This is a genomic window from Microbacterium sp. GXF0217 (assembly GCF_054798195.1).
The window spans coordinates 449058-465286 of the sequence record NZ_JBSJZG010000004.1 but is presented as its reverse complement, the minus strand read 5'-3'; the positions used below and the strand labels follow the sequence as shown (position 1 = coordinate 465286).

Sequence of the window (16229 nt, the reverse complement as noted above, 5' to 3'; positions counted from 1 at the left end):
TACCGTCCCATCAGTCCACGCACCCGCGCACGGGTTCGGCGAAGTCTCCGTCTGCGCGCACCAGCGACACCTCGACGCACACCTGGCCGGCCCCCTGCGGGGTGAACGTCACCGTCGCCTCATTCACCTTCTCGCTCTTCGACTCCCCGGACAGAACCACCTGCTCCCAGATGAAGTAGTCGCCGTCCTGCGGGTCCGGGTTGGTCCATGTGAACGTGACCTGATCCCCGCTGCGCGCACCCGCGAGCTCGGTGACCTCGGGGGTTCCCGCTGTGATCACGTCCTTCGGGTCCACGACGTCTTCGGTCTCCAGCGGATCCGGTGCGGCGTTCAGGCTGTTCGCGACGAGAGTAATCCCGACGGCAGCGCCGGCGACGAGCACCAGCGCGCCGAGGATCCCGCCGATGATCACTCCGGTGCGGCGCCGCGGCTTCGCCTCGGCATCCGTCGGCACGGGAGGAGCGGCGGCTAGCGGGGCCTGCGCGCTCACCACGCGCGGCGGACGCACCAGCGTCCGATCGTCCGCGGACGCCGGTGCCGGCATCGGCTGGGGCGAGATCGTGGCCGGCCCTCGGACCACGGTCGCGTCGGAACCGGATGCCGCGGCCGGCGGGTCGAACACCGGCATGGCGGCTGCCGTCGGCGCCGGGGTTCCCAGTGGACCGGCCGCGAACGGCTGGGTCAGAGCGGAGGGGCGGGTGGATCCGGCATCCGGATCGATGCTGACGACCTGACGGACCCGGGTGAGTCCATCATCGTCGTCCTCGATCTGCTCGACCGGATGGTCGTCGACGATGTCGACGGGCGTCACCGAGTGCGAGAGCTCGATCTGCACCTTCTGCAGCGAGCGCGCCAGCGCGACCGCGCTGGGGTACCGGTCGGCGGGGTTCTTGGCCATCGCGCGCTCGAGGACCCGCTGCAGGCTCGCCGGGGAATCCGGGCGGGCCAGCGGCGGCAGCGGAGCGCGCTCGATGCGCTCGATCAGGTCGGCGCTGGAGTTGCGCTCCCCCGCGCGCTCGAACGGCGAGCGGCCGGCGAGCAGCGTGTAGAGCGTCGCGCCGAGCGCCCACACGTCCGAGCGGGTGCCGCTCTGCGGCGGGTCGCCGAACGACTCAGGGGGCGACCACGGGATCGACATCCCGGTGGCCTCCGACATGGCGGCGGTCGTCGAGGCGATGCCGAAGTCGGTCAGCGCAGGCCGGTTGTACTCGGTGACGAGGATGTTGGCCGGCTTGATGTCGCGGTGCAGCACACCGGCACGGTGCGCGGTCTCCACGGCACCGGCGACCTGGATGCCGATGCGCAGCGCCTCCGCGACCGAGAACGACTCGCGGCGGGCGCGCAGCTGCAGGTTCGGCCGCGGGCAGTACTCCATGACGAGGTAGGGCCGGCCGTCGCCGGCGACCCCGGCCTGGTAGATCGTGACGATCGCGGGATGCGTCGAGAGCATCGCCATGACGTTCGCCTCATCGGTGAACTCCTGCGCCGATGCGCTCGCGATGCGGTCGGCGAGCAGCACCTTGACGGCGACGCGTCGACGCGGCAGCTGCTGCTCGTACAGAAAGACGTCCGCGAAGCCACCCGTGCCCAGCGGCTCCACATAGGTGAAGCCGGGGAGCTCCGGCGGCGTCGAGGGAGGTCGATTCACGGGAGGTCCTCGAAGGCGACTGTGACGCCGTCGCCGAGATCGATCACATCACCGCTGAGCACCAGGGTCTGCTCGCCGGGGTGCAGGCGCACCGGGTCGGCCCCGGGGCGCAGCAGCGTCGAGCCGTTCGTGGTGTGCAGGTCGATCACCACGACGGTGTCACCCTCCGGGCGCACCTCGAGGTGGCTGCGCGAGATGTCCTGCTGCGGGCTCTCCACGGCGATCAGGTGCGGCAGGCTCGCCCCGGATGCCCGCGGTGCACGCGGGCGGCGGCCGATCACGACCGTGCGATCGAGGGCGACGACCTGACCGGTGGAGACGCGGATCCGTCCTCCTCCGACGGTGGGCAGCAGCGCGGTCGGGGCCTCCGGCTCGAGCTGCGGCACCGGGGGCAGGTCGCGTCGGAGCGCGCGGGCCTCGGCCACCGAGATCGTCGCGCCGTCGTGGTCGCCGGCGATCGGCGCGGCCGGCGGGGTCGGCGCGGTCGACGGGACGGAGTGCACGGTGTCGCCGAACAGTTGCTCGAACTCGTCGAAGTCCGACCCGATGGTCTGCTCGGCGGGAACGAGCGTCTCGCCGCTGATGTCCTCCGCCTGCGGATCCTGGGCTGCGTCGGCGGAGGGCTCGGCGGCGAGCGGCGCAGGTGCTGCGGGCTCAGGCGATGCGGAGGGTTCCGGCTGATCGTCCGTCGATGAGTCGACGGCGATGGCCTCGGTCGGAGCGTCTGACCCGGCGGCCGGGACGGGCTCGGCTGCTGGTTCGGACTCTGACTCGGAGTTCTGCGCCTCCGCGGCGTCGGCTTCGGTCGGCGGCCAGACCAGGTCATCGAAGCTCACAGCCGGTGCGTCCGACGACGGCGCAGCGGTGTCCGGTGCGTCCGACGACGGCGCATCCGTATCCTGAGCATCCGCAACCGGAGCGGACTCGGCCGGCGACGCGTCAGCACCAGCAGGTTCACCGCCGGCCGCGATCGCCGGAGCGGCCGCGATACCGGCGGCAGCGACACCCGCAGCGCCGATGACGGCGGCCGCACCATCTGCGGACTCCCCATCTGCGGACTCGACACCAGCAGCCTCGACACCGGCAGCCTCAGCATCCGCGGCCTCGACGTCGGCGACCACCTCGGCGGCACGGACGACACCGCCGATCACGGGCAGCTCCGGGGCGCCGACGGCATCCCCCAGCCGCAGCACGATCCGCGAGGCGCCGGGGATGTAGCGCTCATTCCAGGTCAGGACGTCGGCACCGGAGAGCGACTGGACGCCCTCGGTTCCGGTGACGTCCGCTGTGAGGTCGCCGCGCAGCGCGACGCGTGCGTTCGCGCCCTCGACGACCACGGCGACGAACGGCGGCATCGCCGAGAACGATCCGCCGACGCTGTCGGTGATCGCGTCCACGACGACCGCGAGAGTGCGTTCGGCTTTCAGCCGCTCCCACAGAGTCGAGACAAGCGCCTCGGAGGCGTCGGACGGCAGAGCCACCAGGGCGCCGGGCGCGACCAGGGTGTTCCACTGGCCAGGTCGATAGATCGTGTGCATCATCGCATCCCTCCTGCGGCGGCTTCTCTCGGTCGCGTATCCGCATCGATGTCGTCGTCCGCCTGCAGCGGACGACCGGGCTTGGACGCGACGAGCACAGCGTCGGCGATGACGACCGTCACGTTGTCACGCCCACCGGCCTTGACGGCCTCGTCGACGAGCACGTCAGCGGCGGTCTGCGGGTCCGGTTCGGTCATGAGGATGTCGCGGATGCGCTGATCGTCCAGCTCGGACGAGAGCCCGTCGGAGCAGATCAGCATCCGATCCCCGAGCTCGGCGGGGAACATCCAGTAGTCGGCTTCACCGGTGCTTCCAGCACCGATGGCTCGCGTGATGATGTTGCGACGGTGATCCGACGCGGCATCCGCGACCGACAGCTCGCCGGAGTCGATGAGCTCCTGCACGACCGAGTGGTCGACGCTGATCTGCTCGAGCTCTCCACCGGCGAGCCGGTAGGTGCGCGAGTCGCCGATGTTGAAGGTGAGCCAGTAGCCCATGCCGTCGACCGATGCGATCACGGCACCACTGAGCGTCGTCCCCGCGCGGCCGTTGCCCGTCGAGGACAGCGCATCGACCGCGGTGCGGGCGCGGCTGAGCGCGGTGCGGACATCGTCGAGCGTCAGGTCCGGTCGGCCGATGAACCGGGCGAACTGCTCGACGACGGCGGCGCTGGCGCACTCGCCAGCCTCGTGGCCCCCCATGCCGTCGGCCACGAGGAACACCGGCGTGCTCGCCAGAAGCGAGTCCTCGTTGAGCGGCCGCCGGTTGCCGGCGTGCGTGGCCGACCCGGTCGACACGATCATGGCGGGGATCATTCGTAGCCTCCGACGGTGACGATGCGGTCGCCGATCGAGATCACGTCGCCGAGTTTGATGCCGACGCGCTCACCTGGAGGGCACGGGATCTGCACGCCGTCGCGGATGATCGTCGTGCCGTTGGTCGAGCTGCGGTCCATGATCCAGCCACCGACGGCCTCGGTCGCCGCCTCGAAGTGCGTCTTCGAGAGCGAGAGGGTCTCGTCGCGCACCGGAACTGTGACGGCACCGTCCTCTGCGGCCGGGTTCCGACCGAAGATCGTGCGCCGCGACACCGAGACGCGGGTGCCGTCGTCCCACGCGAAGACGAGCCGGTGACCGGGCACGCTGATGCGGGTCTGCTCCAGCTCGTCGTCCTGACCGGCGTCCTCCGCAGCGGAGGGGACGAAGGATGCCGGCACGGCGGTGTTCTCCGCGGTCGGCGCCTCGCCCTCGGCCCTGACGGGCTCGGGCGCGGCCAGCGCAGGTGCGACGGGCGCGGGCTCGGGCTCGGGCTCCACCGCCGGACGCACCGGTGCATCCTGCGTGATCCCGGGCACGAACGCGATCAACGACGAATCCGCGGGCAGCGGAGCCGCCGGGGCCGGCGTCACCGGCAGCGGAGGACGCGGCGGCACGATGGTCTCATCCAGGTACTCGGTGGCGTCGGGCGCGAGCGGAGCCGCGGCCTGCGGAACCGGAGCCTGTGGAGCGGGCCCGGCGTACGGGTCGGCTGCCGGAGCCGGCTGCGCGAACGTCGGCTGAGCAGGCGCCTGGCCGCCGAACGGAAGCGGCGGAGCCGGAATCACACCGTGCGGCGTCGGCGGTCCGACCGGTGCAGCGGAGTCGGGCGTCGCCAGCGGCTGCCCCCCGAACCCCTGGGCGAGCGGCTGCACGATGGGCATCGCCTGGGTCAGCGGCGCCACTGGTGCGGCCGTGCGCGCGTCGATCATGAGCGACTTCGCGACCTTGTCGTGCCACCCCTGGAAGCGGCCGGAGCCGTCGAACAGCGGCGAGAAGTAGCCGACCACGATCGAGCCGGCCAGCCAGAAGATCACGTTGCGCAGCAGCGCGCGCCAGAAGCCGATCGCATCGCCGTTCTCGGCATCCACGAGCCGGACGCCCTGCACGCGCATGCCGATGGACCCCGCGCCGACCTGCATGTAGGTGTAGACCAGCAGCCAGGCGAGTTCGAGGGCGACGACGATCGGAATGCCGATCGCGAGCACGAGCAGCATGCCCTCGGGCGATCCGGTGAGCACGGCGATCATCACGACGATGCCGCTGAGCACGACGCCGAGGCCGCCGGCGATCAGCGCGTCGATCACGTACGCGATCGCACGACGGGGAATCGGGGCGATCTGCCCGAAGGGAAGCATCGTCATGCGCTCTCGCTCTCGGATGTGGGTGAACTGTTCTTGTCGATGGTGCCAGGTTCGAGCCGTTTGCGCGCGGTCGCCGCATCCTTCAGGCCCCGGAAACGGGCCGTGACGGTCGAATCCTTGAGCAGCGAGCGCAGGCTCAGGCGCGCCTTGAGCCGGGTGAAGAAACCGGCATCTTTGTTGAGGCCGACGACGATCTCGTCGACCTCCTTCCAGAAGGCATCGACCTGCTCCGGCGTCGGGTCGTTCGGGCCGAACACCTCGGCATCCGCACGCTGAGCGAGCACCGTCACGGCAGGCACCGGGATCTTCTCGACGACCTGACCGGCCTCCTCGGCGCGCGTGGCCCCAGGGGTGATCCGGGCTCCGTAGTCCACGGCGCGATCGGTGAGCTCGTCCCAGCCACCGCTGATCCGGTCGCTCGTGCGCTCGGCGGCGCGGCGCGAACGGCGACGGGCCGCCTTCCACGCGCCGATCACGATGAACGGCGAGGCGAGCAGCAGGAGGACGCCCAGCGAGATGCCGCCGATCGTGAGGATCGTGCCGATGAGGCCTGCGAGGTTGAAGTCGTCCTCCTCTGCCTCGCGGTCATCGGGAAGCGTCGGCGGGAGATCGACCGGCTCCTGCGGCGGGGGCGGTGGCTGCAGCACCTGCGGCTTCGGATCCGCCCGCGGCTTCGTGTTCTGGTCGTTGGGGACCTTGTCCTCCGGCGGCGTTGGATCGAACGCGACCCAGCCGTGGCCCTCGAAATTCACCTCGACCCAGGCGTGCACGTCGTCGCCGGATGCGGCGAACGTCGTGTTCGCGGCCTCCTCCTCATCCGGGTAGAAGCCCATGACGACCCTGGCCGGGATGTCGAGCTCGCGGGCGAGCAGCGTCATGGCGACGGCGTACTGCTCGTCGTCGCCGATCATCTGGTCGCCGCCGATCAGGGTCGTGATGCGCTCGGAGGTGTGGCCGGCGCGCGAGATGACCTCGTTCTGCAGTCCGTGGCTGAAGAACCCGCCCTCGGCGAGGAAGGTCTCCAGCGCTGCGACCTTCTCGATCGGCGTCTCGGCATCCTCGGTCTGCTCGGCCGCGAGCGAGGCGAGCTCTTCCGGAACGTTGCTCTGCTTGGGCATCGTGACCGAACCGAACTCGGCCTCGCCGAGATTCTCGTCATCGCGCTCGGCGGGGACGGTCGTCTCGAGCGTGTAGGTGTCGCCCTTCGCGAGCGGGATCGTGCTGATCGCCGTGGCGCTGGACTCGTTGAAGTACGTCGAGCGGCGCAGTTCGTCCGCGCGGTCGCCCGTGTAGGTGAACTCGTTGACCTGGCCGGTGATCGGGATCCAGACGTCGTCGTACTCGCCGATCTCGACCTGCACCGTGACGCGGTCGCCCTCGGCATCCACCGACATGTTGCCGCGCAGCGGAGTGAACGCACCGGACGAACCGTTCCCGGCGTCCGAGACGTTGTAGACCTGGCCGTTGAAGTCGTCCATGGCGGCGAGCCGGACCCGTGACCCCTCCGGCAGCCCCTGGACGGTGAAGAGCGTGTGCTCGCTGTCGTCGCGGACGACCTTCCGGTAGGACTGCAGCGGGCTGGGGTACTCGCGGATGTCGAACGGCGGGATGATCGTGTCGCGGAAGACGTGCCGTGGCTCGTACGGCTGGGCGATCGCGCTCGTCGCGACACCCGCACCCGCGGCGACGACGAGGACCGCTGCTCCGGCACCGACCCGACGCCAGCGCATGTGCGATGCGCGCGCCGGATCGATCTCGCTCACGGACACCGCGGCGTTCTGCGGGGACCAGATCTGGCGCAGCGACAGCCAGCCGACGCTGACGAGGGCGAACACGGCGCCCTGCGCGACCGGGGCAGCCGGCGACGGCACGCCCAGCGCGATGCCGAAGATCACCGCGACGCCGGCCGGGATCAGCGCCCAGCCGCCGTGGCGCAGCCGCAGGGCGAGCGAGCCGGTGAGCACGCTCGTGACCAGCAGCAGGAGGAACGGCACGATCAGGTGCCCGTCGGATGCCGCCACCGGAGCGACCGTGGTCAGCAGCTGCTTCCACGAGGTGATCGTGCCGACCGCGAGGCGCTGCAGCGTGTCGATGGTCGGGATGAATCCGGCGATCGTCGTGTACGGCAGTGCGAGCGCGCCGCCGAAGACGAAGTACGCCGCGAGCGTCAGGCCGGCGATGATCAGGATGCCCCAGCGGCGCCATGCGCTGACAGCCGCGATGCCGAGGCCGATGAGAACCGCGCCGATGGCCGCCGGGAGGTAGCTGGGTCCGGCGAACGTGGGCCAGAACCCCACGACGGCGACGCCGAGGAGGAGCGCGGACGCCGTGAGATCGACGATCAGCCGTCGGGGCGCGAGGGGTTCGGGAGCGGTCATGCGAGCACCTTCTGCAGCGCGATGGGCAGCTGATCGAGCGCTGCGACCGTCACGACATCCGCATCGCCGATGCGCCTCAGGGTCGGGGTCTCGGCCTTGAGATCCACCACGATGGCCAGGGAGCGGGCACCGAACGGGACGCGGGCGCAGGCCGCGCGGAGGTCCTCGGTGCGCGTCTTCGAGCCCGTGACGAGCACGACGAAGCTTGCGAGCGCCATGGTCGCGGACAGGACTCCGGCGAGCTGGGTGATGCCGCCGTCCTTGGGCTTGGACTGCTCGACGGTCGAGAGGGAGTCCAGGAGCTGCTTGCCGGTGCCCGCTGGCAGCTCGCGGCCCTGCACCCGCAGGTCGACGCGCTGCGAGTCGCGCAGGGCGCGCAGTCCCACCGACCCCGCCATCGAGACGGCGCGCTCGAACTCCTCCTCCTCGGCGTACTCCGCGGCGTTGCACGACAGACCGATCACGAAGTGCGATCGCCGGGTCTCTTCGAACTGGCGCACCATCATGACGCCGGTGCGGGCCGTGGAGCGCCAGTGCACGTGACGCAGGTCGTCACCGGGCTGGTACTCCAGCAGCGCGTGGAAGGACACGTCGTCGCGGGACAGATCGGATGCCGGCATCCCCTCGAGGTCGCGCAGGAAGCCGAGCGACTGACCGTCGAACAGCACGGTCTTCGGGTGCACGTACAGGTCGACCGGCTGGTCGCGGTTGTGCGCGCGCTCGAACAGGCCGAGCGGGTCGCCGCGGACGACGCTGACCGGGCCGACCTCGACGACGCTGCGCTTCTGCGTCGGGATCGCGAAGAGCTCTTCGGCCTGCTCCCCCGGCGCGAGGCGCTGGATGCCGAACTCACCGCGCCCGGAGCCGACGGGCAGCACCACGCGCGACGGGAGGATGGCGCGTTCGCTGTTGTTCGCAAGCGTCAGCGCACCCACGGCGCGCTCGCCCACCACGACACGGGTGCGGGCGAGGTCGAGAGCAACGTCGTACTCGGTGCGCCCGATGAGGAACAGCGCGCACAGCGCCACCGTGACGGCGATGATCACCGCGGCGACCGTGAGCTCCCACCAGCCGAACGTCTGGCCGATGATCCAGAGCCCGATCGCGAGGCCGATGAGCACCCAGGCGAGCGGGCGGATGGCGGAGAGGATCAAGCGGAGACGCGTCCACGCGCGCGCGCCGACGATCGCCGCGATGTCGCGCCAGCCGGCATCGCGTGCGGTCGTCGAAGGGTCGACGGGGAGGGTCTCCGCGGTCATCACGCCGCCGTTCGCGCCTGCGGGGCGGCGACCGACTCGAGGGCGCGGGCGACCACGACGTCGGCGGTCGTGCCGGCGAACTCGGCCTCGGCATCCAGCAGCAGACGGTGCTGCCAGACCGCGTGCGCGAGCGCCTTGATGTCGTCGGGAAGCACGTAGTGGCGCCCGTGAGCAGCGGCCCACACCTTCGCGATGCGGACCATCGCGATCGCGCCGCGGACCGAGACGCCGAGGCGGACGCTCTTGTCATCGCGGGTCGCCTCGGTGAGCTCGGCGACGTAGCGCAGCACCGCAGGCTCGACGTGGGCGGTGGCGGCGAGGTCCGCCATGTCGGCCACCGCGCTCGTCGTGATGATCGCCGACAGGCTCGCAGACGGGTTGCGATCGGATGCCCCGGCCAGGATGCTCTCGGTCACCGCGAGGTCGGGGTAGCCGATCGACGTCTTGATGAGGAAGCGGTCCAGCTGCGCCTCGGGGAGCTTGTAGGTTCCGGCCTGCTCGACCGGGTTCTGGGTCGCGATCACGAGGAACGGACGACCGGCTTCGTGGGTGACGCCGTCGACCGTGACCCGCGACTCCTCCATGACCTCCAGCAGGGCGGACTGGGTCTTGGGCGACGCGCGGTTGATCTCGTCGGCCAGGACGATCGACGCGAAGATCGGGCCCTTGTGGAACTCGAAGCGGTGCGCCTGCTGGTCGTAGATCGTGACGCCGGTGACGTCGGAGGGCAGCAGGTCCGGCGTGAACTGGATGCGCGCGCTCGTGCCCTGCACTGTTGCCGCGAGGGCCTTGGCGAGGCTGGTCTTGCCGGTGCCAGGGGCGTCCTCGAGGAGGACGTGTCCCTCCGCGAGCATCGAGGCGAGCACCAGGCTCACGATCTCGCGCTTGCCCTGCAGCGCCTTGTCGATGTTGTCGACGAGGCGGTGGAAGGTGCCCTGGAACCAGGCCGCCTGTTCGGGGGTCATCGTCATGAGTCAATGGTTCTTTCGTTTGTGTGATGAAGTCGGATCGCGAGTCGCGCTGCGGCGGCTACCAGAAGGTCCCGTAGGCCCACTGCGGGTCGCCGCCGATGATCTTGACTGACTTGTCGGAGTAGAACCCGGAGTAGCAGACGAGATCGACGCTGCCGCCGGACGGGATGTACTTCGAGAATCCCTTGTTGTTCGACGAGTACTTGCCGCCCGCCCAGCATTCGAACTTATAGTCGCCCGCCTTGAAGTGCTGGTTGGTCGTGAGGGTGTATCTGTGGCACGAGCCGCCACCCACCGCGGTGCATCCGGACACCGTTGCACCCGCCGACAGCCACGCTTCCGGCTTCGGCGGAGGCGGCGGGTCATTCGTGCGCGCAGACGCCGAGGCGACCGGAGATGTCCCGGCCTTGTTCGTCACGCGGACGTCGATCGAGTGCGTCGTCGCGTAGGCGCTGCCTGTGGTCGTCTCGCCACTGTTCGCCACCGACTGCCAGCCGCCGCCGTCGACGCGGATCTCGGTCGTGATCGCTGCACCGTTGTCGCCGTTGGAGCTCCAGCTCAGGGTCACCGTGGTGCCGTTGTTCCGCGCGCCGGCGTTCGGCTGCGGCGGAAGCCCGAAGGGTGTCACGCCCGCCGAGGCCGCCGACGGGTCACTGACGTAGTCCTGACCGTCGACGGTCGCGACAGCGCGTACCTGAATCGAATAGGCCGTCCCGTTGTTGAGCCCGGAAACTCTCGAGCCGTCCCAGCTGGCGTTGCTCTGCCAGCCGGTGCCGTTGACGTTGAACTGGTAGACGGTCTCCGAGGTCGAGGCGCCGTTGAGGCCGCCCTCGCCCAAGCGGTACGAGTTCGGGTCCACGGCGAGGTACGAGTCGCCGTAGTCGATCACGTTCGGCGTCGGCGGGGTGTCCGGCTTGATCGCCGCCCGACGCGGAGCCGAAGCATCCGACCACGCGCCCCAGCCCGCCTTGTTCTGGGCTCGGACCTTGTAGGTGTACGCCGTCGTCGAGGTGTCGACCGGCAGAGCCTGCGTCGTCTTGCCCGCCCCGACGGCGATCGTCTGCACGATCTCGGTGCCGCGGATGACCTGCACCTGGTAGCCGTCGATCGCGTCGCCGTTGTTGTTCGGCGCGACCCACGCCACCTGCATCTGCGCCCGAGGCGGCACCGGCGAGAGCAGGCTCGTCGTGGGTGCGGCTGCTGCCAGTGGGGGGCCTGCCGGGATCTCGCCCAGCGAGTACCCGCTCCAACTCGACGGCTCAGGAGCCAGGTTGTGAGCGCGGATGCGGACCGTGTACTCCGACCCGTTCTCCAGCCCCGTCCACGTGTAGCTGTTGCCCGTGATGTTGGTCTTCTGACCGGCACCCACACCGCCCGACAGCTCCAGCGTGTAGTACTGCACCGGAGACCCGGGCGTCGACGGCGTCTTCCACGCGATCTTCAGCTCCTTGTCGCCGAACACGAGCGTCGGTGCCGTCGGGGTATCCGGCCGCGCATCCGGACGCGCTTCCGCCGACGACGGAGACGGATCGGAATCGCCGACCCGGTTCGTCGCCGTCACCTGGAACAGGTACTTCACGTTGTTCGTCAGACCGTCCAGCGTGCACGTCGTCGAGGAGCACTGCTTCTCATACGCATCGCCCTGCACCGAGCGCACCGTGTATCCGTCGATCTTCGCGCCGTTGTTCGCCGGCGGCGACCACGACAGCACGACCTTGCGGTCCTGCACGCTCGACACCGTCGGCTTGCCGGGGGCGTCCGGAACGCCCTGCACCTTGAGGACGATCTTGCCGTCGACCTCACGATCCGGATCCTCCGTGATGTCGCCGATGCGGTAGCGGACCGTGAGCGTCCCCACGAAATCCGGGTCCGCCGTGACCTCAACGGCGTCCCCGACGACCTCCGCCTGTCCCTGTCCGCTCTCCGGCAGGGCGGCGATGAGTCGAAGGTCTCCTTCTCCGGCGAAGGGGTTGAAGTCGTTCTGCAGCACAGGGACGGTGATCGTCTCGCCTTGATCGACCTCGTCGAACGTATCGGTGACAGCGGTCGGCAGGTCGCGGGTCGACGCCGTGACGGTCACGTTCACGACGCCGTCGATCGGGTCGGTGTTCCCGTCCGTGATCCGCAGCTCGAGGGATGCGACGGTGCCCTTGGGGGTGTTGGAGGATGCTTCGACGAGCAGCTTCGTGCCCTCCATGCGCGCCGAGATGCCCTCGGTCGCGCCGCTCACGTAGTCGAACGAGAGCTTGCCCTGATCCTCCGGGTCCGGGTCATCGGCGAGCTCCGCGAGATCGATCTCTGCGGCGGACTCACCCGGGGCGACGTTGAGCTGTCCGCCGGTGAACGTCGGCGGCTGGTTCGCCGGGGGCAGCACCGTGATCGGGATCGACAGCGTCGCCTTCGTCCCCTCCGGATCATCGGGACCTGTGCCGTCCGTGACTTCGAACGACAATGCATCTGAACCGAAGTACCGGTCCGCCGACGTATAGACCAGCGTCCGCTCGTCCTTGATCAGGCTGGCACCGTTCGCGTGGGCGGCACTCACCTTCTCCGCTTCCGTGATCACCACCTGACCACCGTCGGACACCGTCACGTACTCGGCCAGCGGGATCTCGACGGTCTCGCCGCTGACGACCTCGATCGCCTTGCCCGCCTCGATCACGGGAGGAACCTCGGACCGCGCGGGCACGAAGATGAACGCCGCGTTCTCCTGGCCGTCCTCATCCGTGATCGTGTATCGAATCACCTGCGCCGACTCGCCGATCGTCACCTGCACCGTGCGGTCGTCGAGCACCGTCGCGCCGGACTCGACCTCCAGATCCAGAGCATCCGTCGTGCCGTCGGGATCCTCGTCGTTCGCGAGGACATCGACGTCGAACGTCGCCTCCTCGGTGATGTCGGTGGACTTCACGCGATCGTCGCGAGCGATCGGGAACAGCAGCGGGACGTCCTCGTCCACGGTGATCTGGACCACGGCCTTGGCCTCGGCACCGCGCTCGTCGACGATCGTGTACTGCAGAGACGTCTCCACCTCGGCATCCGGAGCCTGAACGAGCACGCGATCACCCGACACCCTGGCTTCGAGCCCGGGCACGTTGTCCGGCAGCGTCAGGCCGTTCTTCACCAGTGCGACCTTGTCGCCCTCCGGGTCCGAGTCGTTCGCCAGCACCGGCACGGCCACTTCACGCCCGGGGCGGACGACCACGGCATCCTTCACCGCATACGGCGACTGATTGACCTCTTCGCTGGGCGCGATGCCCACGTGGACGGTCGCCGTGCCTTCCTTGCCGAGCTTGTCGCGGACCTTGTAGGTGAAGGTGTCGACGCCGGTGGAATCCTCGAAGGCCTCGTAGACGAGGTAGTTCGCCTCGACCGTGACGAGACCCTTCTTCGGATTCGAGTCCAGACCCAGCAGCTCCACCGAGTCGCCGTCGGCGTCGATGCCGTCCAGCGGGATCGCGATGTTCGCGGTCGTCCCGCTCAGCGTGCGCGCCGTGACGTCCCTCGGCCGCGGAGCCGCATTGGTCTCCTCGTCGACGGCGAGGATCTGGATCGTGATGTATCCGGCATCGACCTGACCGTTCTCATCCACGACGTTGTACGTGGCGTAGACCGTCTTCGCCTCCGGCCCCGCCCGGAAGCGGACCGCATCCTGCGAGACGAACGCCTCACCGTCCTCCGGATCGATGAACGGCTCGACCAGCTCCGGCTCGACGTGCATCGCGAGGTCGTTGGGGTGCGTGTCGTTGTCGAGCACCGGGATCGTCACCACGTCGCCGGCGCGGACGACCACGGTGTCGTCGTTCGCCACAGGCGGGAGCAGCTTGTCCGGTGCGGGAATGGGGATGACGACGACGTCACCTTCGGCGGTCTTCGTGCCGTTCGAGATGCGGTACTTGATGCGGACCTGATCATCCAGCCCGCCCTGATCGCCGATGCGCAGGGTCTCGTGGTTGAGGACCGAGACCGAGACTCCGCTACCAGGCTCGACCGTCACCGACTGCACGACGAGGACGCCGCCACCGGGGTCCGTGTCGTTGTTCAGCACGCCGACCAGCGCTTCGCCACCGGTCGGCAGCAGGGCGACATCGCGGACGGCGATCGGAGCGAGGTCCTCCTGCGTGGGTTCCCGGACATCGATGCGCACGATGCCGACGGCCGCGGGAACTCCGGCGGTGACGTGGTACTGCACGTAGTACACGCCGACGGCGGGTGCCGAGAACGTGAAGGTCTTGTTCGGGTAGTCGGGCACGATCGTCGTGCCCGCGCGCTCTTCGACACGGGTGAGGCGCAGCGGCTCGCGGCTGGAGCTGGTGTCGTTGCTGAGCGGCGCGACGGTGACCTGCGAACCGACGGTCGTCACGATGTGATCGGCGTTGGTCTTCGGCAGAGTCGAGCCGACCGGGCGCACGTCCAATTGGAGCGTCCCGGTGGCCTGCTCCCCCGAGCCGTCGGCCACGATGACCTGGACCTCGTAGCGTCCTGGTGGGGACGCCACCGCCCGATAGGTGATCTGGCCGTCCGTGGTGTAGTCGACCTCGTCGCCGCTCGCCGGCACGACTTCCTGGAGGTAGACGTCGTCGCCGTCCGGATCGATCCAGTCCGGCAGCACGTTGTACGACACCGTGCCGCCCGCCTCGACCGCCAGCGTGCTCTTCCGCTTCGGCTCCGGCGCAGAGTTCACACTCCAGTCGTGCACCGACACCGACACGCTCGCCGTATCCTTGCCGTCACGACCGTCATCGACCTCGTACACGAACGACGCCGACCCAGACGCATCCTCCGGCACCGCCATCTGCAGCGCGCTGCCGTTGTTGATCGGCTGCACATCCCCGATCGACGGTTGATCGCCCTTCACCGCCGCGACGAGGACATCCCCATCGGCATCCGTGTCGTTGTCCAGCACCGGCAGGAACGTCGTCCCACCAGGACGCACCCCGAACGAATCGTCCTCGGCGACCGGAACCGTGTTCTGCTCGCTCCGCTCCGGCAGGGAGGTCTCCACCGTCTCCTCGGTGGTGTTCTCCTCCTCCTCGGTCTCGCCCTCCGGCGGCGTGATGTCGTTCCAGTTGTCCACCTGCTGCAGGCTGTCCGTCACGACCCACGCCGCACCCTGGACCGCGTCGTTCAGCACGATGACATCCCGATTCACCCGGAACGCGAGATTCGCCCCCGGCTTCACATCCGGGATGCCCTCGACCAGATCGGAGGAATCCCCCGGGCACTCGCGCACGAAGGCGCCGGACCCCGACCACGCCCCGTACGAGCACCCCAGCAACGACACCGGCGCCGAAGGCTCGCCCTCGGCACCCGCCTCGACCACCTGCACCTCGGAGCCGTCCAACGGTGCCTGGAGCAGAGCAGTGCTGGTCGCGACCGTCACGGTCTCGGCCGCTCGCGACGCCTGTTGCAGCACCGCGGTGTCCGCCCCCTCGATCGGAGTTCGGAATGCACCGGGCGTCGTGATGACGCCCTCCAGCGGATCGAGGATGATCGGCACATCGCCGACCGCGGTGATCGTCGGCGTGCTGTCCTTCTTCAGCCCCTCGACGGACTGGGTCGTCGGCTCGAGCGCTTCTCCCTGCGCATCGACGGGAACCGTGTAGAGGCTGGCATCCGCGGGCGCGACCGCGTACACCGTGCCGTCATCGCCGACCACGACATCCGCGTTACGTCCCAGCTCGAGCACCGGGTCCGCGCTGACGAACTCGAAACCCGCGAGACTGCCGACAGGTTCCACCCAGAGGTCACCGGAATCGCGGTCGAGGATCGCCACGGTCTTCGCGCCGAGGTCGACCTTGCCGCCACCGGGAATCGCGGTGCTGTCACCGAGAACGACGTGCGCCGGGTCGACGGCGGTAGCCGTGGACTCCTCGCGATTGACCACGATGACGTGGGACTCGTCCTGCAGGATGTCGAAGTTCTCCGCCGTCGTGCGCAGCCCGCCGTCCAGCACCGTCGACTCATTGTTGAAGTGCCCGACGAGCAGGTTCGACGACTTCGTGACCCATACGCCGCCGTCGTTCAGATCGACCTCGGTCGTCGGGTTGCCGTCATAGGCGAAGGCGAGCGTCGTGATCGTCACGACACCGGCGGTGACCGCGGCGGCTGAGGCAAGCGTCTTCGGACGCGCTCGTACCCAGCTCAGCACCTTCATACTCGGTTCCCCCCCTGGGACAGCATCAGACCTCGTGGTGCGCGAGGCCGTTCTCAGCCCACAGGTCGCACCGGGACATCCTAACTGCGCATGCTGGAC

8 protein-coding genes are annotated in these 16229 nt (G+C 69.4%); all 8 read right to left on the bottom strand.

Going from position 1 to position 16229, the window contains the following annotated elements; genetic code table 11:
• Positions 1-10: 10 nt before the first annotated feature.
• Genes ACWAT3_RS11295 through ACWAT3_RS11260 form a run of 8 tightly spaced genes read right to left on the bottom strand, consistent with a single transcriptional unit; the run spans position 11 to position 16130 of the window.
• Positions 11-1648, bottom strand: a complete 1638-nt coding sequence (locus tag ACWAT3_RS11295) for a serine/threonine-protein kinase (protein ID WP_460798475.1) — start codon at positions 1646-1648, stop codon at positions 11-13.
• Positions 1645-3189, bottom strand: a complete 1545-nt coding sequence (locus ACWAT3_RS11290; RefSeq protein ID WP_460798473.1) for an FHA domain-containing protein — start codon at positions 3187-3189, stop codon at positions 1645-1647. Before ACWAT3_RS11290 ends, ACWAT3_RS11295 begins: the two co-directional genes overlap by 4 nt.
• Entirely contained in the window at positions 3186-4001 is an 816-nt protein-coding gene (locus tag ACWAT3_RS11285) for a PP2C family protein-serine/threonine phosphatase (RefSeq protein ID WP_460798472.1), read from the bottom strand. Before ACWAT3_RS11285 ends, ACWAT3_RS11290 begins: the two co-directional genes overlap by 4 nt.
• Entirely contained in the window at positions 3998-5365 is a 1368-nt protein-coding gene (locus ACWAT3_RS11280) for an RDD family protein (RefSeq protein WP_460798470.1), read from the bottom strand. Before ACWAT3_RS11280 ends, ACWAT3_RS11285 begins: the two co-directional genes overlap by 4 nt.
• Positions 5362-7743: a transglutaminase-like domain-containing protein gene (locus tag ACWAT3_RS11275; protein WP_460798469.1), complete on the bottom strand. Its 2382-nt coding sequence runs from the start codon at positions 7741-7743 to the stop codon at positions 5362-5364. The genes ACWAT3_RS11280 and ACWAT3_RS11275 overlap by 4 nt, the downstream gene beginning before the upstream one ends.
• A complete protein-coding gene (locus ACWAT3_RS11270; RefSeq protein ID WP_460798468.1) occupies positions 7740-9002 on the bottom strand; it encodes a DUF58 domain-containing protein in 1263 nt (420 codons plus the stop codon). The genes ACWAT3_RS11275 and ACWAT3_RS11270 overlap by 4 nt, the downstream gene beginning before the upstream one ends.
• Complete coding sequence (locus tag ACWAT3_RS11265; protein ID WP_460798466.1) at positions 9002-9973, bottom strand: AAA family ATPase; 972 nt, start codon at positions 9971-9973, stop codon at positions 9002-9004. Before ACWAT3_RS11265 ends, ACWAT3_RS11270 begins: the two co-directional genes overlap by 1 nt.
• A 58-nt stretch (positions 9974-10031) precedes the next feature.
• Positions 10032-16130: an Ig-like domain-containing protein gene (locus ACWAT3_RS11260; protein ID WP_460798465.1), complete on the bottom strand. Its 6099-nt coding sequence runs from the start codon at positions 16128-16130 to the stop codon at positions 10032-10034.
• Positions 16131-16229: the final 99 nt, after the last annotated feature.